Annotated in this window: 29 protein-coding genes; 7 read left to right on the top strand and 22 right to left on the bottom strand. The window is 29.9% G+C overall.

Going from position 1 to position 25,990, the window contains the following annotated elements; all coding sequences use genetic code 11:
- Window positions 1–7 precede the first annotated feature (7 nt).
- The 10 genes from Q0617_RS01690 to napA form a co-directional block, all read right to left on the bottom strand.
- Window positions 8–1,084 (bottom strand): amino acid ABC transporter permease, encoded by a 1,077-nt coding sequence (locus Q0617_RS01690; protein WP_298749785.1) that lies wholly within the window; start codon window positions 1,082–1,084, stop codon window positions 8–10.
- Entirely contained in the window at window positions 1,084–2,268 is a 1,185-nt protein-coding gene (locus tag Q0617_RS01685) for an amino acid ABC transporter permease (protein ID WP_298749783.1), read from the bottom strand. Before Q0617_RS01685 ends, Q0617_RS01690 begins: the two co-directional genes overlap by 1 nt.
- 84 nt (window positions 2,269–2,352) lie before the next feature.
- Window positions 2,353–3,369 (bottom strand): amino acid ABC transporter substrate-binding protein, encoded by a 1,017-nt coding sequence (locus tag Q0617_RS01680; RefSeq protein ID WP_298749781.1) that lies wholly within the window; start codon window positions 3,367–3,369, stop codon window positions 2,353–2,355.
- A gap of 228 nt (window positions 3,370–3,597) precedes the next feature.
- Complete coding sequence (locus Q0617_RS01675; RefSeq protein ID WP_298749779.1) at window positions 3,598–3,981, bottom strand: chaperone NapD; 384 nt, start codon at window positions 3,979–3,981, stop codon at window positions 3,598–3,600.
- A gap of 1 nt (window position 3,982) precedes the next feature.
- Window positions 3,983–4,933 (bottom strand): WD40 repeat domain-containing protein, encoded by a 951-nt coding sequence (locus tag Q0617_RS01670; protein WP_298749777.1) that lies wholly within the window; start codon window positions 4,931–4,933, stop codon window positions 3,983–3,985.
- A gap of 2 nt (window positions 4,934–4,935) precedes the next feature.
- Window positions 4,936–5,409, bottom strand: a complete 474-nt coding sequence (locus tag Q0617_RS01665) for a ferredoxin-type protein NapF (RefSeq protein WP_298749775.1) — start codon at window positions 5,407–5,409, stop codon at window positions 4,936–4,938.
- A gap of 3 nt (window positions 5,410–5,412) precedes the next feature.
- Window positions 5,413–6,021: a nitrate reductase cytochrome c-type subunit gene (locus Q0617_RS01660; protein ID WP_298749773.1), complete on the bottom strand. Its 609-nt coding sequence runs from the start codon at window positions 6,019–6,021 to the stop codon at window positions 5,413–5,415.
- A 9-nt stretch (window positions 6,022–6,030) separates the two neighbouring features.
- Complete coding sequence (gene napH / locus Q0617_RS01655) at window positions 6,031–6,846, bottom strand: quinol dehydrogenase ferredoxin subunit NapH (RefSeq protein WP_298749771.1); 816 nt, start codon at window positions 6,844–6,846, stop codon at window positions 6,031–6,033.
- Window positions 6,839–7,621: a ferredoxin-type protein NapG gene (napG, locus tag Q0617_RS01650; RefSeq protein WP_298749770.1), complete on the bottom strand. Its 783-nt coding sequence runs from the start codon at window positions 7,619–7,621 to the stop codon at window positions 6,839–6,841. The genes napH and napG overlap by 8 nt, the downstream gene beginning before the upstream one ends.
- An 11-nt stretch (window positions 7,622–7,632) precedes the next feature.
- Window positions 7,633–10,455 (bottom strand): nitrate reductase catalytic subunit NapA, encoded by a 2,823-nt coding sequence (gene napA / locus Q0617_RS01645; protein WP_298749768.1) that lies wholly within the window; start codon window positions 10,453–10,455, stop codon window positions 7,633–7,635.
- Between the two features lie 192 nt (window positions 10,456–10,647).
- Between napA and Q0617_RS01640 the strand changes: the two genes are divergently transcribed.
- On the top strand, window positions 10,648–11,541 hold the full coding sequence (locus Q0617_RS01640; RefSeq protein WP_298749766.1) for a glycosyl transferase: 894 nt from the start codon (window positions 10,648–10,650) through the stop codon (window positions 11,539–11,541).
- A 15-nt stretch (window positions 11,542–11,556) separates the two neighbouring features.
- On the opposite strand, the gene Q0617_RS01635 is transcribed toward Q0617_RS01640, so the two are convergent.
- Together Q0617_RS01635 and Q0617_RS01630 are read right to left on the bottom strand one after the other, a co-directional pair.
- On the bottom strand, window positions 11,557–11,949 hold the full coding sequence (locus tag Q0617_RS01635) for a hypothetical protein (RefSeq protein ID WP_298749764.1): 393 nt from the start codon (window positions 11,947–11,949) through the stop codon (window positions 11,557–11,559).
- Entirely contained in the window at window positions 11,946–12,953 is a 1,008-nt protein-coding gene (locus tag Q0617_RS01630) for an Lrp/AsnC family transcriptional regulator (protein WP_298749762.1), read from the bottom strand. The genes Q0617_RS01635 and Q0617_RS01630 overlap by 4 nt, the downstream gene beginning before the upstream one ends.
- Before the next feature lie 202 nt (window positions 12,954–13,155).
- On the opposite strand from Q0617_RS01630, the gene Q0617_RS01625 reads away from it, so the two are divergent.
- The 3 genes from Q0617_RS01625 to Q0617_RS01615 all read left to right on the top strand — a co-directional run bounded on the left by Q0617_RS01625 (window position 13,156) and on the right by Q0617_RS01615 (window position 15,341).
- Entirely contained in the window at window positions 13,156–13,539 is a 384-nt protein-coding gene (locus Q0617_RS01625; RefSeq protein WP_298749760.1) for a hypothetical protein, read from the top strand.
- Window positions 13,536–14,642, top strand: a complete 1,107-nt coding sequence (locus tag Q0617_RS01620; RefSeq protein ID WP_298749758.1) for a cytochrome c peroxidase — start codon at window positions 13,536–13,538, stop codon at window positions 14,640–14,642. The genes Q0617_RS01625 and Q0617_RS01620 overlap by 4 nt, the downstream gene beginning before the upstream one ends.
- 66 nt (window positions 14,643–14,708) lie before the next feature.
- Window positions 14,709–15,341, top strand: coding sequence for a Crp/Fnr family transcriptional regulator (locus tag Q0617_RS01615; protein ID WP_298749756.1), 633 nt, complete (start codon window positions 14,709–14,711; stop codon window positions 15,339–15,341).
- Window positions 15,342–15,364: 23 nt separating this feature from the next.
- Here the strand turns inward: Q0617_RS01615 and cobA are convergent, their stop codons facing one another.
- From cobA to Q0617_RS01595, 4 genes are read right to left on the bottom strand one after another with little or no spacing between them, the layout of a single operon-like run.
- Window positions 15,365–16,096 carry a uroporphyrinogen-III C-methyltransferase gene (cobA, locus tag Q0617_RS01610; protein ID WP_298749754.1) on the bottom strand — a complete coding sequence of 244 codons (732 nt, stop codon included), beginning with the start codon at window positions 16,094–16,096 and terminating at the stop codon, window positions 15,365–15,367.
- Between the two features lies 1 nt (window position 16,097).
- A complete protein-coding gene (locus tag Q0617_RS01605; protein WP_298749752.1) occupies window positions 16,098–17,183 on the bottom strand; it encodes a cytochrome D1 domain-containing protein in 1,086 nt (361 codons plus the stop codon).
- A 12-nt stretch (window positions 17,184–17,195) separates the two neighbouring features.
- On the bottom strand, window positions 17,196–18,314 hold the full coding sequence (locus Q0617_RS01600) for a radical SAM protein (protein ID WP_298749750.1): 1,119 nt from the start codon (window positions 18,312–18,314) through the stop codon (window positions 17,196–17,198).
- On the bottom strand, window positions 18,314–18,637 hold the full coding sequence (locus Q0617_RS01595) for a cytochrome c (RefSeq protein WP_298749748.1): 324 nt from the start codon (window positions 18,635–18,637) through the stop codon (window positions 18,314–18,316). Before Q0617_RS01595 ends, Q0617_RS01600 begins: the two co-directional genes overlap by 1 nt.
- Window positions 18,638–18,762: 125 nt before the next feature.
- Between Q0617_RS01595 and Q0617_RS01590 the strand changes: the two genes are divergently transcribed.
- Window positions 18,763–19,380 (top strand): tetratricopeptide repeat protein, encoded by a 618-nt coding sequence (locus tag Q0617_RS01590; protein ID WP_298749746.1) that lies wholly within the window; start codon window positions 18,763–18,765, stop codon window positions 19,378–19,380.
- Here the strand turns inward: Q0617_RS01590 and Q0617_RS01585 are convergent.
- The 6 genes from Q0617_RS01585 to Q0617_RS01560 form a co-directional block, all read right to left on the bottom strand.
- Entirely contained in the window at window positions 19,366–19,743 is a 378-nt protein-coding gene (locus tag Q0617_RS01585) for a hypothetical protein (protein WP_298749744.1), read from the bottom strand. The genes Q0617_RS01590 and Q0617_RS01585 overlap by 15 nt on opposite strands.
- Window positions 19,744–19,800: 57 nt before the next feature.
- A complete protein-coding gene (locus Q0617_RS01580) occupies window positions 19,801–21,519 on the bottom strand; it encodes a nitrite reductase (RefSeq protein ID WP_298749741.1) in 1,719 nt (572 codons plus the stop codon).
- A gap of 117 nt (window positions 21,520–21,636) precedes the next feature.
- Window positions 21,637–21,789, bottom strand: a complete 153-nt coding sequence (locus Q0617_RS01575) for a hypothetical protein (protein WP_298749739.1) — start codon at window positions 21,787–21,789, stop codon at window positions 21,637–21,639.
- Between the two features lie 10 nt (window positions 21,790–21,799).
- A complete protein-coding gene (locus tag Q0617_RS01570; protein WP_298749737.1) occupies window positions 21,800–23,218 on the bottom strand; it encodes a cbb3-type cytochrome c oxidase subunit I in 1,419 nt (472 codons plus the stop codon).
- On the bottom strand, window positions 23,208–23,900 hold the full coding sequence (locus Q0617_RS01565) for a cytochrome c (RefSeq protein ID WP_298749735.1): 693 nt from the start codon (window positions 23,898–23,900) through the stop codon (window positions 23,208–23,210). The genes Q0617_RS01570 and Q0617_RS01565 overlap by 11 nt, the downstream gene beginning before the upstream one ends.
- Before the next feature lie 13 nt (window positions 23,901–23,913).
- Window positions 23,914–24,168: a hypothetical protein gene (locus Q0617_RS01560; RefSeq protein ID WP_298749733.1), complete on the bottom strand. Its 255-nt coding sequence runs from the start codon at window positions 24,166–24,168 to the stop codon at window positions 23,914–23,916.
- Between the two features lie 300 nt (window positions 24,169–24,468).
- On the opposite strand from Q0617_RS01560, the gene Q0617_RS01555 reads away from it, so the two are divergent.
- On the top strand, window positions 24,469–25,362 hold the full coding sequence (locus tag Q0617_RS01555) for a glycosyl transferase (RefSeq protein WP_298749731.1): 894 nt from the start codon (window positions 24,469–24,471) through the stop codon (window positions 25,360–25,362).
- Window positions 25,362–25,913, top strand: a complete 552-nt coding sequence (locus Q0617_RS01550; RefSeq protein WP_298749729.1) for a bifunctional precorrin-2 dehydrogenase/sirohydrochlorin ferrochelatase — start codon at window positions 25,362–25,364, stop codon at window positions 25,911–25,913. Before Q0617_RS01555 ends, Q0617_RS01550 begins: the two co-directional genes overlap by 1 nt.
- Window positions 25,914–25,990: the final 77 nt, after the last annotated feature.

Genomic DNA, 25,990 nt, shown 5'->3' with positions numbered 1-25,990 from the left:
ATTTTTATTAATGTTCAGTATTAAATCTATTTTCTACTGATTGTGCGTATTTCGACATACTAAAACAAATAATCCAATAAAGCATGGTTATAAAAACATAACCTTCTGTTTCAAATCCTAACCAATTTGGATCAGTTGTTGTTAATGTTACCATTGCTAAAACATCAAATAACCCAATAATTAGTACAAGGGTTGTATCTTTAAATAAAGCAACAAACGAACCAACAATATTTGGAATTGAAATTTTAAGTGCTTGTGGAAGAATAACCATTCCCATAGCTTGCCAATATGAAAGTCCAATTGAATCAGCCGCTTCATATTGCCCTTTAGGAATAGCCTGTAAACCACCTCTTACAACTTCTGCAATATACGCAGCTTGGAAAAGTGTAATACCAATCAATGCTCTTAATAACTTGTCAAAAGTTATACCTTCTGGAAAAAATAGAGGAAGAATAACAGAAGACATAAATAGTAAGGTAATTAAAGGTACCCCTCTAATAAACTCAATATACATTACACTTATTGTTTTAATTATTGGCATTTTAGATTGTCGACCAAGTGCAAATAATATCCCTATAGGAAAAGAAACAACAATACCAACAGCAGCTACAACAATAGTAAGTAATAGTCCACCCCATTTGGTTGTGGGAACTACTTCAAGTCCAAATCCTCCATAGATTAATATAAAAGAAATTATTGGAAATAAAAGTACAATGGCTGCTTTAATTTTTATATTTGCAATTTTTTTAAATCCTATGATTGAAGCTACAAAAAGAACTAATATAAGATTTGGTCTCCAGTAGGAATCTTCTGGATAAAATCCATAAATAAATTGGTTAAATTTTTCATAAATAAAAATCCATCTTGCACCATCTTTTGTAATCTCTTCTTTTGTTCCACTCCAAGTAGCATCAAAAATCATCCAATCTAATAGAGGTGGAAGAGTGTACATGATTAACATAAGAGACAAAATAGTTAAAATAGAACTAGTTATTGATGGAAAAAGATTTTCTCTTATCCATTTTATTGGACCTTTAGCTCCTAAAGGAGCTGGTTTTGCTTGTAGTGTTTTATAAGTTGCCATTATCTCTCCTTTATTTGCATTTTTGCATTAAAAATATTCATTACTAAAGAAATAACAATACTAATAGTTAAATATACAGCCATTGTCATTAAAATGATTTCTATTGCTTGACCAACTTGATTAAGAGATGTTCCTGCAAATATTGTTACAAGTTCTGGATAACCAATCGCTGTTGCAAGAGATGAGTTTTTCATCAAGTTTAAATATTGATTAATAACAGGGGGAATAATAACTCTTAGTGCTTGAGGAAGAACAACTTTTCTTAAGATTATGTAGTCTTTAAGTCCCAATGCACTTGCTGCTTCTTTTTGACCTTTAGGAACTGCTTCAATTCCAGCTCTTACAGCTTCTGCTATATAAGTTGCTGGATAAATACTAAGGGCAAAAGATAGAGCTAAAAGTTCTGGGGTTAGACTCCAGCCACCTTTAAAGTTAAAACCTTGTAGTTGTGCATATTCTAATGATGCAGGAGTACCTGCTATAAAGTATACTAGACAAGGACTTGCTATTAGTATAATTAAAGATATCCAAAAAATTGGAAATTCTTCACCTGTCTCATCATGCTTTTTTGTTGACCATTTAGCAAGATAAAAAACAGCTGCTATTGCTAGAATAAAAGCTACGATGACAAAACTAAATCCACTTTCTAAAATAGGTCTTGGAATATATAATCCCCTATTATTTAAGAAAAATGCATCTAAATAAGACATAGATTGTCTTGGTCCTGGGAGTGCGGCTAATACAACATTGTACCAAAATAGGATTTGTAGCAATATTGGGATATTTCTAAAAGTCTCTACATAAATTAAAGAGAGTTTAGCAACCATGTAGTTTTTTGATAATCTTCCAATCCCAACTAATAATCCAATAATTGTTGAAAAGAATATACCAATTCCTGATACTAAAAGTGTATTTAAAATACCTATAATAAATACTCTACCATGTGAATCAGATTCATCATATGGAATTAGCGTTGTTATGATACCAAATCCTGCTTCTGCACCTAAAAAATCAAATCCTGTATTAATCCCACGTTTTTCTATATTTATAAACATATTATTTAAAACAAAATATGTAAATAAAAATATACCTGCAAGCGCAATTATTTGATAAATTATTGCTCTATTGTCTGGGTTATTATAAAAAGCAACGGAAGGTTGAACTTTTTTTTTGTGTTTATTCATCTTTTAACCTTATAATCAAAAAAGGGGAAGAATAACTTCCCCTTTTTTTCTATTAAATAGTTTTTTGTAAGTATTAAACTTTAATTATCTAATAGGTGCTCCATATTGAAGCCCACCATCTTTCCATAGAGCATTTAATCCTCTAGCAATTCCAAGTGGAGAATCTTTTCCAACATTTCTATCAAATGATTCACCATAATTACCAACTTGTTTAATAACATTGTATGCCCATTTAGGATCTAATCCAAGGTTTTTACCAATATCACCAGTAACACCAAGTAATCTTTGAACATTTGGGTTTTTACTCTCTAACATTTCATCAACATTTGCAGAGTTTACACCTAATTCTTCAGCATTTAACATTGCAATTTGAGTCCATTTAACGATATTAAACCATACATCATCACCTTGTCTAACAACAGGTCCTAAAGGCTCTTTTGAAATAATTTCAGGAAGTACAATAGCTGAATCTGGATTTTTAAGAGTAGTTCTTAATCCATATAATTGTGATGCATCAGAAGTTAAAGCATCACATCTACCAGCTTCAAAACCTTCAATTGATTGTGCAGAAGTATCATAAGTAATAGGAGTATATTCCATTTTATTAGCTTTGAAATAATCAGTTAAGTTAAGTTCAGTAGTAGTTCCTGCTTGAATACAAAAAGTTGCTCCACTTAATTCTTTAGCTGATTTAACACCAAGTTTTTTTGAAACTAAGAAACCTTGACCATCATAATAGTTCACACCTGTAAAGTTTAAACCTAATGAAGTATCTCTAGTTGCAGTCCAAGTTGTGTTTCTTGCTAATACATCAATTTCACCACTTTGTAATGCCGTAAATCTCTCTTTTGCATTTAAATGAGAATATTTAACTTTTGATGCATCACCTAAAACAGCAGCTGCAACAGCTTTACAAATATCAACATCTAATCCTTTCCAAACTCCAGATGAGTCAGGAGATGCAAATCCTGGTAGACCTGTATTTAGTCCACAGCTTAATTTACCATTTTTCATTGTTGTTTCTAATGTATCAGCAGATGATACAGTTGTTGCAAGTGCAATAGCAGCAACACTTAGAGATAGCGTCTTTAGTAATTTCATTTCAAATCCTTTTGTATTTTATTTGAGTCAAAGAAAATTTTACATGAATTACGTAGCATTAGAATAGCAAAGCTGTATATTTTTTAACCAGTTTTTAATAAATTTAAATAATATAAAAAAAGGTTAATTTAATTAAACTTTTTTTATATAAGATAGAGGGTTATTCCTAGCTTTAGGGCTATGTAGAAAATTAAAATAATTTATTTTAATTTGGTAAAAGAAGAGTCTTTATTTATTATTTTCTAAGTGTTTTGCAAACCCATAGATATCTTTTTTCTTTAAATCTCCATTATAAATTATTTTATTTGGATCTTTATTTTCATCATTTAACATAGATGGAACAGCATCAGAGTTTTTAAGAACATCAATATTTTCATTAAGTTCATCCTCACTATATGCCATTTGCATATCAGCACTTATTACATGTGGAATTGCTTCTATTACTCTTAGCTTTTCTAACTCTTGGTTTACATTTTCACCTTCAATTGTAATTATAATTCTTCCTTTTTCATCATGCATATGATAATCACAGGCTTTACAACTTTTTATCTCTTCTAAAACTGTATCTAAAAATTTTGGTAGTGTTTGAACTACAATACTTGAAATGTTCATTTTATTCCTTTAATTTATAATAATTTATTGTTTTATCATCACTTGCAACTAAAACTTCATTGTTATTTATAAATAAAATTTTAGTAAGTGTCATTTTATTTTTTTTTAATTTAAATAAATTCTTTTTTGACGATGTATCAAAAATAGTTACATCACTGTTTTCATTTGAAGCATAGGCTCCTAATGATCCATCAAAATTCAAAGCAGAAGAATAAATTAAAAAATTTGATTCTTTATAATACGTGTCAAGTTTTGAATAAAATACAGCTCTTCTATCTTGCCCTGCTGTTAGTATTTTATCATTTTTAAAGTCAACTTGAAATACATTATCTAGATTTTGGCCTTTATATGTTTTTAGCAAATTTCCATTTTGAACATCATATAGTTTTAAGTTTCCACTTTCATCTGCAATTATAATTCTCTTTTTATTTTCATCTAATGCAAAAGATGAAAACTTTGATTGACTAACTTGTATATTGTAGATAAACTTTTTTGTACTCATATTATATAAGAGTAGTTCATTACTTAAAAGTGAAAATATAATTTCATTTTCATTTATAAATTTTGCTTGGGCAATAAACAATCTTTTTTCATCAGAAATAATATTAATCAATTTTTGATTTTGAAAAATATCAATTCTTCTTGCACCTTTTTGACCTTGAGATAATATTAAAACTTTATCCTTTAAAACATCTATGGAGTATATTTTACTATCACTTATCTCTCCCATAAAGTCTTTTGTTTTGGCAATAGCAATATTTGATAGAAGCTTAAAATCATTTAAATTAAAAATATTTACAATACCTGCTTTTGTTGATACATATAGTTTATTATCACTTATTACTAAGTCAGTTGCTCCTGCACTTATATCAACTCTTTTTGTTGGCAATACTTCATTGGCATTTAATGAAGATATTAAAAACAGTATAAATAAAATCTTTAAAATATTCATTTTCATCCTATTTTAATTGCATTTGTTGGACAAACTTTTAAACAAAATCCACATGAAGTACAAGCGTCATTTATCTCAGGTCTAAACATTCCTAAAAAAGTTATTGCATCGTCTAAACATGGGTCTTTACAAGAAAAACACATAGTTTGGTTCCAACTTAAACACTCTAAAACATTTATTTCCACTTTTGCACTAATATTTTTTTTATACTCAAGTTTTAAAACTTCACTAGGACATACTTTTGCACACTCATCACAAAATGTACAGCCACTATTTGAAAAATCTAATTTTGGAGTTTTGTCATCTTGAATAAGTATTATATTCACTTCACAAGCATCAGCACACAAGCCTTCACATTTAATGCACTCTTTTAAAAAGAGTTCTTCATCATCATAATATGGTGGACGTATTACTTTCTCTTGCTTTTCATTTTTAAATGATGAAGCAAGAGAGCTAAATAGCTCTCTTCTTTTCATAAGTTATTTAACACCTTCATTGATATTATCTATTAAATTTGATGATTTGTTATCACCATCTTTTCTAAAATCAGCTTCAAAATTATTTTCAACAATCAATTTTGTATCTGATTGTGGAGCATGACATTGAGTACAGTTAAATCTTGCACCTGCTAAATGAGCAAGTTCTTTTTGTTTTGGAACTTTTAAATCACTTGTATTATCAACAACATTTCCCTCTTTTACTATTTTACCATTTTCATTTAAAGAAGTTTGCGGTCTTAAATCTGTAAAGTGAGTCAATGGAACTGGAACTGCTCCCATAGAAGCTGCAACTGCTGGGTCATGACAAACAATACATTGATTATTATTTATTGTTATTGGTAACATTCCTTCAACATCATGTGAAATCATTGGAGGAGCATTTTCAAATGCTCTATCAATCTTTGTTGATGCTCCAGCAGCAGGTTTTGTATAGTCTGTTTTATCTGGAACAATACTATTTTCAGTATAAATATCTACCTTTCTTAATCCTAAAGACTCTTCAGAATAAGTTTTTTGAGCTATTGTACAACCTGTAACAAATATTGCAGTTACTGTTGCTAACCCTAAAGCTATTTTAGTAATTTTCATTTTTTTCTCCTATTTTTTTGCAAATCTATTGATTATTGAAAAATTTAAAGCGTCATCTTCACAAACTTCAATACATCTAGCACAATTAGTGCACTCACCAGACAACACAGGAATAGACTCTTTTTTAATCATCCATAAAACCTGATTTTCATGGCACACTTCTTTACACTTCATACACTCTGTGCACTTATCATGATTATGATCAACTCTTAGAAAACTATATTTTCCTACAAGTGAATAAAATCCACCAAGAGGACAAATATGTCCACACCATCCATTTTTTAAAACAAAAAGATCAAAAAGAAAAATGATAAGCATTGCAGCCCAACCAAATCCAAGACCAAAAACCAAACCTCTGTGAACCATAGATATTGGTGAAATAAATTCAAATGCACCCAATCCTAAGATTGTTGAAAGTACAAGGGTAAGAGCTAAAACCCAATATCTCATATTTCTACTAGCTGGTTGTTTTTTTTGTATAGTATCAAATCCTAGTTTTCTTCTAATAAATGAGCTTAAATCAGTTATTATATTTACTGGACATACCCATGAACAAAAAACTCTACCACCAACTAAAAAATAAAAGAGTGTTATTATTGATGCACCTACTAGTATATTTGTTGATATTAAGGCACCTGCAAAAAACATTTGTAAAACAGCAAATGGATCACTTAAAGGAACTGTTTCCAAGAACAATGATGAGCTTAGATTCCCTTGTAAAATAGTAATTCCATATGCATTTGCTAAAATATATAAAGCCATTATTGAAACTTGTATCAATCTTCTTAAAATAAGATAAGGGTTTTTTAAAATAAAATTAATCATCTAATAAACCTTTCATATCATTTAAAGAATCAATAGCAGTATCTTTGCTTAATTCTGTTGTTGTCTTAATCTCTTTTGCATTTTTAACTCTTTTTTGGTCCTCTTTATCCCAACCTTTTACATAATAATCACCTGCACGTCCAAGTGCAACTTCTCTAGGTAGGACAAAAATGGCTGCTTTTTCAGTTACACAAGCTCTTTCACATAACCCACATCCTGTACAGGCATCTGCATGGACAACTGGTTTCATAAAAGAGTGTTTCCCTGTTCTATCATTTTTTTCATATTCAATAGTAATAGCTTGACCCAAAATTGGACATGCTCTATAACATGCGTCGCATTGAATACCCCAAAAAGCAATACAGCTTTGGCTATCAATAACAGCAACACCCATTTGTGCAATATTTATATCAAGCTCTCCATTTGTACTAACAAGCTTTTCATCTAAAGCATCAGTTGGACAAACAGGGACACATGGAATATCAGTACACATATAACAAGGAACTTCCCTTGGTGTAAAAAAAGGAGTTCCAAGAGGTTTATTATCACCTGGTTTTGCTAATTTTAGTGTATCAAATGGGCAAGCCTCTACGCACAAACCACATTTGATACATGTCGATAAGAAATCTTTTTCATTTAAAGCACCTGGTGGTCTAAGTATTAATTTAGAGGCAGTTACTTCATCAACATATGCACTCCAAATAAGACCACCAAGGAAGACAAGTCCTGCCGTTCTTGCACTTTTTAAAAGAAATTCTCTTCTATTACTATTCATTTTTTCTTCTTTTACGCTTTATAAACTTTTACAGCACATTTTTTAAAGTCTGTTTGTTTTGATTGTGGACAAGTATAATCAGCACAAACTTTGTTGATAAATACTTTTTCGTCAAACCAAGGTACAAATACTAAACCACGTGATGGTCTATTTCTTCCTCTTGTCTCAACTCTAGCTTTTACTTTTCCACGTCTAGATTCAACCCATGCCAACTCACCTTGTTTTACATCATATTTTTTTGCATCTTCAGGGTGCATATAACATAATGCTTCTGGAACTGCTCTGTATAATTCTGGAACTCTCATAGTCATAGTTCCTGAGTGCCAGTGTTCTAATACTCTACCTGTACTCATCCATACTGGATATTCTGCATCTGGCATTTCAGGTGCATCCATATATGGTCTAGCAAATATTTTTGCTTTGTTTGGTAAAGGTTTTTTCTCTTTATTAGTTACACCTTTTAAATCTCCATATGGAAGTGCTTTTGCAAGTGTTCCATAGAAAGCATGTGAGTTATTTGTTCCATCTTTTTTTACTGCATGTGCTGCATATGGATCATATTTAACATTAAATCTCCACTGTGTCTCTTTTCCATCAACAACTGGCCATTTAAGTCCTCTTACTTTATGATATGTATCAAAATCAGCTAAATCATGCCCATGTCCTCGTCCGAAGTCTGCATACTCTTCGAATAGATATTTTTGAATAAAGAATCCATATCCATCAAATACTTTTCCATCACTTCCAACAACATTTCTGTTATCTCCAAAAACTTCAGAGTTATCAAAACCTGCTTGGATAGGATCATCTAAATTTGCTTTATAAGATTTTGCTTTATCATTTGCAAATAGGATTTCATACATAGTTGTATCTTCTGTATATCCCATTTTTTTAGCTTCTTCAATTACATTAGGAAGTTTTTTCTTCCCACCAGTACTTATAAGTGTTTGTTCACCCCATAAATCTTTTACAGTAAATCTTTTAGATAATTCAACCCATTGCCAAGTATCACTCATAGCATCACCTATTGGTAATACTTGTTGTCTCCAGTGTTGAGTTCTTCTTTCTGCATTTCCATAAGCTCCCCATTTTTCATAAATCATAGCTGATGGTAAAATCAAATCAGATACTTTTGCAGAAATACCTGGATATCCATCAGATGTAACTATGAAGTTATCCATTTGTCTAGCTGCTTTAATCCAATGTGATGCACTAGCTGTATCTTGGTATGGGTTACAAACATTTACCCAAGCAAATTTCATAGAACCATCTTCTAAATCCCTATGGATTTTCATGATGTGTTGATGCCCTTTTGGATTTAATGTTCCTTGTGGAATTCCCCAAGCTTTTTCAGAAATACTTCTATGTTTTGGATTAGCTACCATCATATCAGCTGGTAATCTGTGTGCAAATGTTCCAACTTCTCTTGCAGTTCCACAAGCAGATGGTTGACCTGTTAGTGAAAATGCACCAGAACCTGGTTTTGCTTGTTTATTTAATAAAAAGTGAACGTTATATGCTAAAGTATTTACCCAAGTTCCTCTTGTATGTTGGTTCATACCCATAGTCCAGAAACTCACTACTTTTCTATTTTTTTCAATATAAAGGTCTGCTAATTCTTTGATTTTCTTTTTAAAGTCTTCATCAGATTCATCAGGATTACCTTTTGAAACTTGTGTTACATAATCAGCATTGTATGGTTCTAAGAATTTTTTATACTCTTCAAAAGATATCTCCCAGTGTTTTAATCCAGCTGGTTTGTTAACCATCATATCACCCTCTTTATATCCATAAGGAGCTAAGGCTGGTGCTTCATCAGCTGAAACTACTTTTTGCATCTCTTTTGAGATAGTTTCCATCTCTTTTGCTGTATATTTACCCTCTTCAAGAGATTTTTCACCAGTTCTTCTCATTCCATAACCCATATTTACAGGACTTGCTGCAAATATAATATGTTTTTTAACAAAATCCCAATCAATAGATTCTGGATTGTTATAAACTATCTCTCTTGCAATATAGTTCCATAATGCTAAATCTGAATTTGGTTTAAAAATAATTTCAGTATCAGCTAAATCAGAAGTTCTATGTCTATATGTTGATAAGTTGATAACTTTTACTTTCTCAGGATTTGATAATTTTCTATCAGTTACCCTTGACCACAATATAGGGTGCATCTCTGCCATGTTTGAACCCCATGATACAACTGTATCTGTTAGTTCAATATCATCATAACAACCACTTGGCTCATCTATTCCAAATGTTTGATAAAATCCAACAACAGCACTTGCCATACAGTGTCTTGCATTTGGATCAATTGCATTTGATCTAAATCCAGCTTTCATCATTTTTTGAGCTGCATAACCTTCCATAACAGTATATTGACCACTTGCAAATACACCAACTCCTTCAGGACCTTTCTCTTTTAAAGCTTTTTTGATATGAAATTCCATCTCATCAAAAGCTCTTTCCCATGAAATTGGAGCAAATTTACCATTTTTATCAAATTTACCATCTGCACCAACTCTAAGAAGTGGTTGTTTTAATCTATCTGATCCATACATAATTTTTGCATTAAAGTACCCCTTAATACAGTTAAGTCCTCTGTTTACTGGTGCTGCTGGGTCACCTTTAACTGCAACTATTTTACCACCTTTAGTAGCAAGCATAATTCCACAACCTGTACCACAAAATCTACATGCTGCTTTATCCCATCTCCAGCCACCTTCGGCTTCATTTGCTTTTGCCTGAACAGATGTTGGTACATTCATACCAATCGCTGCTGCAGCACTTGCTGCTGCTGAGCTTTTCAAAAACTCTCTTCTTGATAGCGTCATTGTATCTCCTTTAAAAAGTTTAATTCATATTACTAACACTGTAATTCTAACTGTTAAAATTTACATAATCTTTGACTTTAGTCAAATAGAATAAGTTTAAATTAAGGACAGTTTTTGTCCTATTATTTTAAATCAATGAAATAAAATTTATTTACAGATAGAGTGGTATAAAAATCTAAATAAAGAGTAGTCATGACTTTCCACAATTATATAAGAGCAGTGGGTACTGGGCCTAAATCAAATAGAGAATTAACAGAAAATGAGATTCTAGATTGTATGGAACAAATATTAGAACAAAATCCTAAAACAGAACAGATTGCTTCTTTTTTACTTGGTTGGAGAGTGAGATTGGAGACAAATGAAGAATTAAAGTCTTCCTTAAATGTATTTGATAAATATATCAAAAAAGTAGATGTCCCAAACTCAATTGAACTTGGCTACCCATATGATGGAAAAGCTGATAACCCTTATCTTTTCCCTTTATTTGGAAAATATCTTAAGAAATTTGATTTAAATATTGTATTAAGTGGAGATTATTTACAGCCTGCAAAACATGGTATTACTGTAAAAGATATAGCAAATAATCATAAACTAGATGATAATATATATTTTTTTGATAGAAAAGATTATTTTAAAGAATTAAGTGATTTAAGTGAAATAAGAAATATTTTAGGACTTAGAACTGCTTTTAATACCTTAGAAAAACTTCTTAATCCTGCAAATTCTGAATATGCAATAACTTCTGCTTTTCATAAACCATATGTAAATAAATATAATGATATTTTTGCTTCTAGATATAAACATTTAGTAATAGTAAAAGGAAATGAAGGCACACCTGAAATTTTTTCAAAATGTAAATATTGGATAAATGATAATGACACAATAAAAGAATATATAATTGACCCCGAATATTTTGGAGTAAAATATAAAAAATCTTGGGATAGAATAAGTTTAGAAGAGTCTTTAGATTCAATCAATAATCCAAGTGATGAGTTACTAAAACTAGTAAAACTTAATGTCTCTTTATTATTGGTCACAGCACAAAAGGCTAAAAATGTAGAAGAGGGATTTGAGATGTTAAGCTAAGGCTTAACATCTTGATTATTCTGTAGGTTTTGGAAATTCTTTTGTATAAAGACTTATACATCTTGCTGAATGAAAACCTCTACTATATTGTGGATTTGTAAAGATATCATCTTTAAGTGACCATCCTAAGTCTTTTGAAATTATAACAGACTGTTCTGCTTTTCTTTGGATTTTATTTTCACATATTACTGGTTTTCCAGAAGTAAATCTATCGCTTACTTCTGCCATTCTATTTGTTGTAATAAAATAGTGTAAACCAATAAAAATAGATAAAATAATAAATACTCCAATAACTCCTATCTTAAAAGCACTTTTTGCCATAAAAGGTCTTGTTGTTACATATATAGTAACAATCATTATAAAAACTGCAATAACTAAATATGCAGCTTCCAATTCTAAAAATTTCATGCGATTCCTTTTTGATTTTTTTCTTCCCATTTAGAAAATTCGTTAGAGAAATAACTAATTCTTGTTTTTTTAAATTCTCTTGAAGAATACAACGCCATATTTGATTTATAATTTATACTTTTTGAAATAGAGTCAATTGTATTTTGTGTATCTGTATTTGTTTTTCCATGTATCATTGTAAAAAGGTTATATTTCCAATTCTTATATTTGGGTCTTAAATAACAATGACTTACAGCTGAAAAACTAGCTGCTTCTTCACCTATTTCTATGGCATTATTTTCATCTATCTCCCAAACAACCATTGCATTTGCATTAAATCCTGCATGTCTATGATTTAAAATAGAAGCAAATCTTCTCATAACTCCAGATTCTATAAAATCATTCATAATACAAAAGAGCTCGTCATACGTAATATTTAGTTTATCAATGATAAATTTAAAGGGTTCACTTATAAACTCAATGTCTTCTTGAAGAAGTTTAATAATCTCGTAGTGATAAGGAGTTAGTTCAAGTTCTTTAAAATCTCTTTTTTTAATTTTTTCTTTTTTTTCTTCTTTATTTGTTGTATCTAATTTAACAGAAATTTTAAAAAGTTTTAGAGTTGGTAAAATAATATAATCATTTGCTTTTGTTAATTTAGACAATATTTTTATCGTTTGTTCTAAACCCAAACTTGAATCAGGTGCGACAGCCATTGTAAACCAAATATTAAAGCTATGGTTTCTTTCATAGTTATGAGAAATTCCTGGATGTGAATTTAAAATCTTAACAGCATCATCAATTTTATCATTATCAATTTCAAAGGCTACAAGTGAAGATTGATAACCAAGTTTTTTTGTATCAAAAATTGCTGAAGTTTGTCTTATAATATTATTTGTCTTGGCATCTTGAAGTATTTGTATTACTTCATTTTCTGTGATATTTAATTCATTTGCAAGTACTTCAAAAGGTTTTGCAACCAGTGGAAAGCTTTTTTGTATTTTTAATAAAATTTCATCTTTCATACTAATGCCTTTTTTTAAAACTAGAAAATTATAACAACTAAAAAACTTTTTCACATTGACTTAAAACAATTTTTTTGGAATAGATTTTTGATATAAATTTATTAAAATAATTAATTTTTCTTGATGTATGTTAATGAATATCTACATCTATTTTGTTAGACTAATTTAAATAAAAATGAATTACATATAAATTGGAGATAAGATGAATAAAAGAGTTAGTAATTTACTATTATTAGGATTTTTTATAGGATTTTTTGTAATAGGATATATATCTTTTAATGACGCAATTCCCCAAGAAAAGAATAAAAGAGTTTATAATTTATTAAAACCACACTTTAAATATGTGTTAGACCCAAGTATGAGTGGATTTACTATTAAATACAAAGAAACCGGAGAGAAAGAAAAGCCACCTGCATCTGAAGTATTTAAAAGAGTAGATGAATTAGATAAAGAGTGGGGGAAAGATCATTTACAATTAAAAGATAATAGATTAGAAGTTGTAGATAATAATAAAAAAGTTATTTCAGTAATTATTTTAAATGATGAAAAAGAGATAGCTTGGATAAAACATTTTTTTAATAAATGAAAAAAGTAATTGAAGTAAGTATAATTGCTATTGTAGGTATTTTAGTATATGGGTTAATTACTTTATTACCTAATTTTTTCCCAAGAGAATTAAAAACATTTGAAAATGATAGCGAGCTTAGAACTGCTGCACTTAGATCTTTTTCTCCCATGCCAAAAACTTATGATGAAATCATAAAATTAACAAACATAAATCCAAACAATCCTCTCACTAAAGAAAAAATCACTTTAGGTAAAAAACTTTTTAATGATAAAAATTTATCTCAAAATAGAGATATTTCATGTTCTACTTGCCATGTATTAAAAGATGGTGGGGCAGACAACCTTCCAACAGCTTTGGGAGATACTTTTCAGGAAAATCCTTTCCATTTAAATACTCCAACTGTATTAAACTCATCTTTATATTTTAGACAATTTTGGGATGGAAGAGTAAAAAATGTAGAAGAGCAAGCCTCTGGACCAATTCAGGCAAGTTTTGAGATGAATATGAGTAAAGAAGAGATAGTAAAAAGAATAAATGAAAATAAAAATTATATAAAATCTTTAAAATCACAAAACTTAGAAGTTAATTTTGAGAATATAGTAAATGCTATTGCAGCATATGAAAGAACTTTAGTTACCAGGGGAGCATTTGATGATTATCTAGATGGAGATGATAGTGCTATTAACGAAAAAGCAAAAAAAGGATTAGGTATATTTATTACACGAGGATGCAAAGGTTGTCATGCTGGACTTACAATTGGCTCTCAAAGTATTCAAAAATTTCCTTTACATTCATGGTGGAATGAATGGTTAGCTCTTGAATTAATTAAAAGTAAGGACTCTTTTTTACCTGAGATTGTAGTAAAGGATAACTCTTTTCCTTTTAAAAACACAGGTGGATTTAAGGGCTTAAATAATGATCAAAAATTTAAAGTACCAAGTTTGAGAAATGTTGTAAGAACTGCTCCGTATTTTCATAATGGTGAAATAAAAGAGTTAAAAGAAGCTGTGAGAATTATGGGTAAATATCAACTAGGACAGATTTTTACAGAAGAAGAGATAGAAGAAATAGTGGAGTTCTTAAAAACTTTAGATGGTAAAATTGTATATAAGGAATATTAAATTGATTTAAGTCAATCTTTTTTTATAGGATTGTTATAATATATATATTTTAATCAAAGGATTATAATGAAGGCAAAACTTAAAGATTTATTTTTGTTTAGAGATTTAGATAAAGAGATTATTCAAGAAATAGAAAACTTATCCACTGAATTGGTTCTTCCAAAGAATTCTGTAGTTTTTTATGAAGGTGATGAATCAAAGAATATGTTTTTATTAACTAAAGGGATTATTAAACTATATAAAGTAACTTCTCATGATAAAGAGGTAATCTTAAAATATTTTCATGCAAATGAGACAATTGCTGAGGTTGCAAATTTTGAAAATATTAATTATCCTGCCACTGCACAAGCTTTTACCGATATTGAAGTATTGAAAATAAATTTTGAAGAATTAAAAAAGATTATTTTTAAAAATCCTGCATTATCTTATAAGATTATGACCTCTTTAATTAAAAAAATAAGAAATTTAGAAAACGTAATCTCTATGCATATTGTTTTGGATTCACAAGAGAGAGTCGCAAAATATATTTATAATAATGCAGAAGATTTTTTTAAAACTAAAAATATTTTAGTTGCAGAGATTTTAAATATATCTCCCGAAACTTTGTCTAGAGTTTTAAGAACTTTAAAAGATGAGAATATAATTGACACTTCAAAAAAATTTGTTGATAAAGATGCTTTAAAAAGTTACTTTTGCTAAATAAAAAGGTGAAAATCACCCTTTTATTTAAACCAACAAATCTCTTTTCTTAAGTTTACAACTTCTCCAATTACAATAATTGCAGGAGTAGGTAAATCTTTAGATTTTTCTACAATATCTTCTAATGTACCAGTTACAACTTGCTGTTGAGGAGTTGTACCTTTTGAAATTACTGCACATGGATAATCTTTTCTTTTCCCTAAGTCCATTAATTTATTTGTGATTAGTTTTATATTATGAAAGCCCATTAAAAATACTATTGTTTCATCATTTAAGAAAGTTTCCCATTCTAGTTGAGAAATCTTCTTCTTAGGTGTTTCATGTCCAGTTACAACTCTAAAAGATGTTGTGATTCCTCTGTGAGTTACAGGGATTCCTGCATATGCTGGAACAGAAACAGCTGAAGTTATACCGGGGATTATTTCAAATTTTATATCTCTATCATATAGGTAAATAGCTTCTTCCCCTCCACGTCCAAAAACAAAAGGATCACCACCTTTTAGCCTTACGATATTTTCATATTTTAAACTTGCTTGATAAATAATTTCATTTATTTTATCTTGAGGAACACTATGTTTTCCATCTTCTTTTCCAACATAAATTAGTTCACAATTCTCTTTTGCCATATCTAAAATTTCTGGATTTGCTAATCTATCATATATTATTACATCAGCTTCTTTTACGACACGTGCAGCTTTTAAAGTCATTAGCTCTATATCGCCAGGACCTGCACCTGTTAAGTATACTTTTGCCATTTTATTTTCCGTCCTCATAAATAAATATTCCTGATGGTTTTTTTACGTTAAAGATTTCTCTTTCTACAAACCATTCTTGTGTATTAATAACTGAAACCATATTTGCATCATTTACTGATACATATAAATAGTTATCTTCATTTGACCATCTTAGATGTAAGACTTTTCCAGGAAAATTAAAAGTTTGAATAATCTCTAAAGTTTTTGTATCAACTATTTGAATAGTTGGAAAATCTTTTCCTGAATATGTAACTGCTAAATATTTTTTATCTGGACTTAGACTAGTAAATACAGGTAATCCTTGTGTTTGTATATTTTTAACAAAATTAAATTTATTATCATAAACTAAAACTTTATTATCTCCAACAGCTGGAACAAATACTTTATCTCCACCAATTGACCAAAATCCAAAATGTGGTACTTTTAAAACCATTTTTCTGTTTTCATCTAAAAATATTTTAATCTTTTTAAAAGTCATTTTATCTAAATCAACTACCCCATAATGCTTTGAAGTAAAAAATCCTACAATATAATTATTATCTTTTATCATTGCATCAAAAGGAAGTTCTCCCACTTCTTTAAACTCTTTAAAAAGTTTAAAATTAGGAAGTGGCTCTCCTTCATTTATATCTTTAAAAACTGAAATAGTATCATTATCCATTTGAGAAAAGATTAAAAAACTTTTGTAAATTTTTATCCCAACATTTTTTGAGTCTGTTTTGATTTTTTTTATTGGTTTTAAATCTCTAGTTAAAATGTCAACGCTTTTATCATCATAGTTCGCAACGGCAACATAATTTTTACCAATTACAAAACCAATAGCAGATTTTGATGTTTTATATTCATGTGTTATTTGCTCAGATTCTGGGTCAAATTTTATAACATAACCATCTCTTGAAATAACATAAGCATCTTTACCTTCAAATTTTACAACTCCGTGATTCATATTTCTCATACCTTCTATATGAGTTCGTTGAAGACCATTATAAATTGTTGCTAAAGATGAACTTTCTCTCTCAACTACAAAAATTTTTTCTTTGGCATTAATACTTGTAATAAGTAGAAGTGCAAGTAATAAGAGTTTCATATACATTTCCTTTTAGTTTATTTCTTCATCATATAAATAACATGATGGATCTTCACTCCATAAATCACCACTAATGGCATAAGCTCTACTTCTAGAACCTCCATTACAAATATTTAAATATTTACATTGTGAACATTTTCCACTGATTTGTCTTGGAAATTTCCGCAGATTTCTTAAAAGCTCATTTTCCTCATCTAACCAAACTTTATCAAAATCATTTTCTAAATAGTTTCCAATAGTTGTTGGAAAAAAAGGGTCAGGTTTGACATTCCCTAGCCAATCCATATTCCCAAGTCTGTTTCCAGCAGAATTTCCTCCCCAAGAAAGTAGTTTTTCTTTTAGTTTTTGAGCAAATTGGGGATAATCTTTTTCAAATTTTTGTAGAAGTATTACTGCATCCATTTCCATATTCCCCGTAACTATTTCAATATTACTGTTATTTTTGTAATACTCGAAGGCTTTATTGATTATAAAATGTACATATTCTCTTCTTTTTTCTTTTGAGATATCAATTTTTAGATTATCTAGTCCTCTCCCTGAATAAACCAAGTGTGAGATATAAAGTTTATTTACATTTAACTCTTCACACAGTTCAAACATTTTGTAAAAACTACTCTCGGTCTCTTTTGTAAGTGTAAATCTTATTCCAGCATTTCCACCATGCTCTTGGATAAGTTTTATGGCTTCAATTGATTTTTTATAAGAACCTTCTAATCCTCTAAAATGGTCATGAATCTCTTCAATCCCATCAATAGAAATACCAATATAGTTAAAAGTACTTATGATTTTATCAACATTTTTATGATTGATATACATGCCATTTGTTGACAAATAGGTCATGATATTATTCTCTTTCATTACTCTTGCAATATCATAAATATCACTTCTAATAAGAGGCTCTCCTCCTGAAAAAATTACAAAGTTTACCCCTGCTTTTTTTAGTTTGGGTATCGTTTGTGATATTTGTTCAAAAGTTAAGGTGTCTTTTTCATTGGCATCGGCTTTTGAATAACAGTGATGACATAAAAGATTACAACGATTTGTAAAATTCCAAATCATAATTGAGCCATTTAAACTTCTAGATTTAACATCTTGAAAAGTTGATTTTATTAAGTTTGATAATCTAAACATTAGTTACTCTTATATTTTAAGATAAAAGATGTGATAGCATCTAATTCGTTTTGATTTAATTTTTCTTTAAATGAGGGCATAACAGAACGTTTGTGTCCTAGTTGTTTATAAGTTGATTTAGGTGCAATAATATGACCTTGTATTTCACCTACTGTTCTTTTATTTGCAATACTTTCAAAAGAGGGACCAAAGGCAACAGAAGTTTCATGGTGACAGCCCCAACAATAAGTTTTAAATACGCTTTCTCCATTTAAGTCTTGTGCAAAAGTTATGTTGCTAAGAAGTAAAAATATAACTGTTATCTTGAAATAATATTTAATCATTATTTGCTCTTTTTTATTTATTAATAAGATATTAACATAAAGATTAAGAGCTTGTAATTGACGCTTATCAAGTATTGTTTTTTACTTTGTATGTATAATTGTGAAATTAATCATAAGGAAGAACTATGAGAATTATTTTATTTTTACTAATTAGCTTTGCTTTTGCATATTCTAGTAATTATGATGCTGGATTGGAAGCATACAAAAATAAAGAGTACAAAAAAGCAATGGAGTTGTTCACAAAAAGTGCAAAAGAGGGTAACTCCCAAGCAAAATATAATTTATCTGTTATTTATGCAAATGGGGATGGGGTAGAAAAGGATTTAACTAAGTCTTTAGATTGGTTAAAAGATGCTTCAAAAGATGGAAATTCTTATGCAATTATGAGTTTAGCAAATATGTATATGCAAGGCTTTAACGTAGAAAAAGATTATAAAAAAGCAATTGAACTTTTTACAAAAGAAGCAGATATAGGGAATGTAGAAGCTTCATATAATTTAGGATTTATATACACAGTTGGCTTGGGAGTAGAAATTGATAATAAAAAAGGTATAAATTATTATACAAAAGCCGCAGACTTAGGAAATATTAAAGCTCAAATAAATCTTGGATATATATATCTATCTGCGCAAGGAGTTGCAAAAGATATGAAAAAAGCTGCGTATTATATCAAAAAAGCAAAAGATAAAGGTGACTTAAAAGCAAAGGCTTTATGGGAAGAGTTTAAACTAGAAGAGTTTTAATTCTTCTAAGGAGTTAATGTTGTAAATTGGCTCTTTTAATACCAACTCAAGTTTTGAATCAACAATAAATATCGTCGGAAACCTTGTCGTATAATAAAGCTCTATTGGATAACTTATCTTATAGTTTATATTAATAAGAATAGATATAAATCTTTTGTTTAACAAATTAACAAACTCTTTTTTCTTATATAAATTGGCTAATAGTTTTTTTGATTCTTCTTTTTCATCTACTAATAAAACAAATAAATTTTTCTTTTCATTTTGTGCTAATATTAATGCTTTATCATAGTTTGAGTACCAAGATATATTTTGTGAGTATAAGTTTGAGATAAACAGAGATATAAGTAGTAAGTTTTTTATCATGAGTATTAAAATAAATACTATTCACCTCCTAAGAGATGAATAGATTTATCTTCCTAATTATGCACCAGGAATAGTTTGTCTGTGTTCTACAGAATATGTAAATGTAGGAGTAGTTAAGTTGTTAATATATTTAACAAATTTTCCACTATCAGATTCATAAATACCAATTCTTCCTGTTGTCCATTCAGAAATCATAGTCCATTTACCATGATTTGCAGGTTCAGCATGAAGTAATCTTGGTTGAACAGGTTCTTTAATTTTTTCGCCAACTTTATCAGTATACTCAATAACTTTATCTTTCCCAATTTTAGGATCAGATTCAGGGAATGTTACAGTTTTATATTGTGTTGCATCCCAAGTTTGTAATACTTTTTTAGTTTTTGCATCAATTAATTGACCTTCTGTTTTACCAACTTTTACAATTCTATCAGCTTCTAAAGTCTCTTTGTTGATTAAATAAACTTCATTATAAGTTTCTGGACTTCCCAGTACTGTATCAGCCCAAATATATGGTGTATGATGTGCAGTTCCTACGAATAATCCACCACCTGAAGTTTCTACTTTTTTAACTACTTTCCAATTTGAATCCCAAATTACAACAGAACCAATATTCATAGATACAGTTGCGTGTAATTGTTTACCCATTTTTTTGTTATACCAAGAAGAACCTTGACCTGGATGTGGTTTAGATTTTTTACCTGTATAAACTTTTGCAGCTAAATTTTTATTTTTATAATCAACAATACCAATAACATCACTTCCTTGAGAAGCAATCATATAGTATCTACCAAAATCTTTACCTTCATCTTCATTTAAAAATGCATCATGAAGAACTTTACCAATATTTGGAACATCTCCAACGATTGGGAAATCAGGTTTAGAATAATCAATAATATATACTCTACCTGCATCTTTTAATGCCATTGCAAAGTAAGGACCATATGGAGTATCAGCTAAAGAAGCAACTCTTGATGACTCTATTTGACCATCTATGTTAATAACTGCAGATGTATCATAAGCTTTTAATGGTTCTAATGTCATAGCATCGCAAAGTACTGCTCCACCTGGAGTATAGTTTCCTGCAATTACATATTTACCATCTGGAGAAACTGCAAGTCCTCTTGATTCAAATCCAACTTGAACAGAAGCAAGTGCTGGTTGACCAGGTGCAGCTATATCAAACATTGTAAGTCTACCTGATCTTGAGATTGAATAAGCATATCTTGGGTTTTTCTTATTTGTCACTGTTACGTGAACAGCAAACCCAGCTTTATGTCTAGATAGAACTTTACCATTAGTACTATCAATAAAGTCAACTAAAGAGGCATCTCTTTCAGTTGCAAATGTGATATCAAGTACAGATTTTGTGTCGTGTGATTTTGGATATTTTTTAGCTAAAAATTCTCTGTCTGCTAATTTTGTCCATGTTCCATGAATTTGTTTAAAATCTAACTTATAGTTAGTATTATTTTGCCAATCCATTAGCCAATCAACCATTCCATCAGCATCATCTTTTGAGAACATATGTGTCCATTGAGGCATTGCTGTATTTGGAACACCATTTAATATTTTATCTCTTAATACATGTCTTTCTTGTTTTTTTAAAGCACCAGGTCTTAAATCTGAACCAACACCACCTTGGTGAATTGGTCCATGACAACCTTGACACTCTTTTTCATAGACTTTTGGAAAGTCCATATTTGAAGATCCTGCAAACATTGAAGTTGCAACCATTGCTGAAAGTGCCGTCATACTCAAAACTTTTGTTAATTTCATACTAGTCTCCTTATCTTTATATTACACAATTTATTGGCAAAGCATAAGTAAAATATTAATTATGCTTTGTCGAGTTTCTTAAATCAAATGGAGAAAGTCTCCTATTTGATTTCTATTTTATTGCTCGTTTTCCAATCTCTTTTTTTCTTGTCTATAAAGAAAAAACATAGGTAAAATTATTACCGTATGTAGAAAAATTGTTAAAGTCATAGGTCCTTGATTTAGTGTTCCAAAAAAACTTGGAACTACATCTGTAAATACTTCAAACATTGTGTACTCCTTATCTTATGTGTTTAGGATTAGAACCTGTACTTAATAAATCTTTTACTAAGTAAATAAATCCAATAAATGTAACAACACCCATTGCCAGTCTCCATCCCATACCTTGCATGAACCACATTGATTCTTGTGCAGCGAAGAAACCTTCCCACGTTGCACCCCATTGTGCTCTTTCTACCATAGTTTGAACATAAGCAGAAGCAGTTAAGGCAACAGTCATACCCACAACACCAAATGTAATTAAAGTAATTGCCATTTTAGAAGCAAAAGTTGCGCGTAACTCTTTAATTCCATTTGAACCTTGAACACCCATATAAAACATACCTATTAAAATCGTAGCGTATGCCCCATAGAAAGCAAGGTGACCGTGTGCTGCTGGCCATTGTGTACCGTGTGTATATAGATTGATTTGAGGTAGCGTATGCATAAATCCCCAAATACCAGCACCAATAAAGTTACCAAAAGTATTTACTACAAACCAACTAAATGCAGGTGTATTTGAAATAGAGTGTTTTGTACCATTTGCTGCTGCATGACCAGATTCTTTTCCCCAGTCATATAATACGTGTACAAACATACCAATTAATGGAACAGGTTCAAGTGCAGAGAATAATGCTCCAATTTCCCACCAGTACTCAGGCGTACCAATCCAAAAATAGTGATGCCCAATACCTAAAATACCAGAACCAAATAACATAGCTACTTCAATCCATAACCACATTTCAACGATTTGTCTATTTGCACCAATAGTTTTAATTAAACCATAACCAGCTAAACAAGCAACAAAAACTTCCCAAGTAGCTTCAACCCATAAGTGGATAACCCACCACCACCAATATTGATCCATAGAGATATTATCTGTAAAGAACATACCAGCAAGGTATAAACCTGCAAGTGCAAGTAAATCTGCCATAAGAACTGTCATAATTCCAGTTCGTTCACCTTTTATTGCTGTTAAATATACATTAGCAATAAAACCAAGTACAACAACAACAATTCCAATATCTGCCCATCTTGGAGCTTCAATATATTCTCTACCTTCTGTAATTAACCAAATTGTAGATTCTTTTGCAGGTCCAACTTGAATAAAAATATATACTAAAACCACAACTGCAACAGCTGCTGTTAGAACAAAAAATAGTATTTTCCCAATACCAACACCAACTGTCTCAATCCCTGTTTCATCAGGTAAAATAAAATATACTGCACCAATCATTGCATATAATAACCATACAACTAAGGCATTGATATGCACCATTCTTGCAATTGAAAAATCTAATGTTTCAAAAAGAAAACCTGGAACAACAAATTGAGTTGCTGCAATTAAACCAAATAATAACTGTGCACCGAAAAGTGTTGCCGCTACAGTAAAATACCAAGTCCCAAGTCTTTGGGATTCAAATTTTAAATTACTTGCCATTTACAGCTCCTTGCATTTTCCCAAAGTTTCTAGGGAAACCATTTGTGTCAATTGAAGACATATGTTTTAAGAAAGCAACAATCCCTTTTGCTTCATCTTCTGTAATACCAAGGTTTGGCATCATTCTAGCATGTGTAGGATATTGTGAAGGATGCATTAAAAATTCTGCCATAGCTTCTTCTTTAGTTGCTTTTCCTGTCATTCCTCTATAAGGTCCATTTTCACTCCACATTGGATCTAACCAAGCTTTAGTTAAATCAGGAGCATAATATGCACCATTTCCAAGTAATGTATGGCAATCCATACAATTTTTTGCTTGCGTACCTAATTTACCTAAATGAAGTAAATCAGCCGCTTCTTTTTGTGAATAATCATCTCTACCAAAAAACTTCTCTTTTTCAGTAAACATACTATTACCACTTCCATCATTTCCACCAATAACTGGCACTTCATGACCTCTTTTTTCACTCATGTCGTAACTAATTTTGTAGTTAATAACAGTTGGACTTGGAACTCTTTTAGTTATTCCATTTTGGATATCTTTGTCTGTACCCATAGCTATTTGAGGTACAGTGTCAAATGTCAACCAAATTAGTAACATAGCACTAAATCCAGTAACCCAAGCTGCTGATCTTTGCCAAAACCTATTACTTCCCCATACAGAGACTTCTTTTTTAGCCACCGTTTTCTCCTTTTTAATGTTCTACTGACTCATGGGTTTTAACCATTAAAAAGTATACGAAGTGTGGAATTAGTAGGAAACCAACCATCGCACCAAATAACACATATTGTGTAAAAGGTTCACTTTTTATTAAAACACCAAGGTAGTATAAACAGTATGTTTGCGCAATCCAAAAAGCATATGCTGCTGGCATAAAACTTTTATGAAGTTTGCCTAATCGGACAATAGTATAAATACCAATGTATCCAAGCCCTAGTATAATTACCATTGCGGATGATAAAAATATAGGAAAGAAATTCTCCAGAGGAATTTCCGGTCTTATAATTAAAGGTGCTATTTCCATATATTTTCTCCTAATTCATATACTGAACTATTCAAAAGTTTAGTAGAAAAGTTGAAAAAAAAAATTGATATTTATCAATAATTTTAATAAAAAAAAGTATTTTGATAAATTAAGATTTTATTAAGTTAATAAGAGTGTTTAGCATGAAGTATTAAATAATAAATAATTCTAAATTATAAGAATAGTGTTATATAATACATGCAACATTAAATAAATGAGGTAATTATGAGTTTTTTTAAATATATAAAAGCAGTAGGAACAGGACCTAAGTCAAATAGAGAATTAACACAAGAAGAGATGAAAGATTGTATTAGACAAATATTAAATGAAGAAGTTCAAAGTGAACTAGTAGTTGCATTTTTACTTGGATGGAGAGTCAGACTTGAAACAAACGCAGAATTAAAAGCAACATTAGATGTTTGTAATGAATATATAAAAAAGGTAAATATTCCAAACTCAATAGAACTAGGTTTCCCTTATGATGGGAAAACAGATGGTACATATCTTTTTCCACTAGTGGCAAAGTATTTAAAAAAGTTTGATTTGAACATTGTAGTTAGTGGAGATGTTTTACAACCAGCAAAAGATGGTATTACAATAAAGGATATTGCTACAAACATTAAATTAGATGAAAATATTCACTATTTTGATAGAAAAGAGTTTTTACCAAAATTGAGTGCAATTACAGATTTAAGAAAAATATTAAAATTAAGAAGTGCTTTTAATACAGTTGAAAAGCTTCTTAATCCTGCCAATTCAAAATTTGCTTTAACTTCTGCTTATCATAAGCCTTATGTTGAAAAGTATAGTGAAATTTTTGCTTCAAATTATGAAAAATTTGTAGTAGTAAAAGCAGCAGAAGGTAGACCTGAGATTTTCAATAAATCAAAAGCTTGGGTAAAAATGCAAAATGGACTTGAAGAGTTTATTATAGATCCTGCATATTATGGAATAAATTATGATAAGAGTTTTGATAAGATTACTTTAGAAGAAGCAATAAATGAGATAAATAACCCCTGTGCCAATTTAGAAAAACTTGCAAAACTAAACGCAGCTTTACATTTATATTGTGCAAATAAAGCAGAAGATATAAATAGTGCCTATGAGATGTTAGATTAATGAACGCTTTTCCTATATCTTTAAATCTTAAAAATAGAAAAATTCTAGTTGTAGGTGCAGGTAAAATTGCAACAAATAAAATAAAGAAATTACTAAATTTTACAAATGATATAGTTGTTCTTGCCCCAACAATAAGTGGTGTGATAAAGGGTTTTGATATAAAAACTCTTGAAAAAGAGTATGAAAAAAAAGATATAGAAGGTTTTAATATAGTAATTGCCTGTGTTGATGATATAAATCTTCAAAAGGAGATTTATCAACATACAAGAGATAAAAATATTTTGTATACCTGCTCAGATGTTTTGGAGCTATGTGATTTTACTTTTACTTCCATGTTAAAAAAAGATGATTTGATAATATCTATTTCCACAAATGGAACTTCTCCCTCTTTTTCTAAAGAGTTAAAAAACTATTTAGAAAATATTATTCCAAATAGTGTAGGTGATTTTTTAAAAGAGATGAAAACTCTGAGAAATACTTTACCAAAAGGCAAAAGTAGAATGGAGTTATTAAAAAAGAAAAGTAAAGATTTTATAGAAAATTGGAAGTAGTCTTAAACAAAGAGTAATTTAACTCTTTGTTTAGTAAGTAGCTTATAGATGTTAAAGAACAATAATTTTTTAATATC

The sequence above is a fragment of the uncultured Arcobacter sp. genome (assembly GCF_937982575.1).
In the GTDB taxonomy this organism is placed as follows: domain Bacteria; phylum Campylobacterota; class Campylobacteria; order Campylobacterales; family Arcobacteraceae; genus Arcobacter.
Note: the sequence above shows the minus strand (reverse complement) of the source record. Positions and strands in the feature narration are given on the sequence as shown.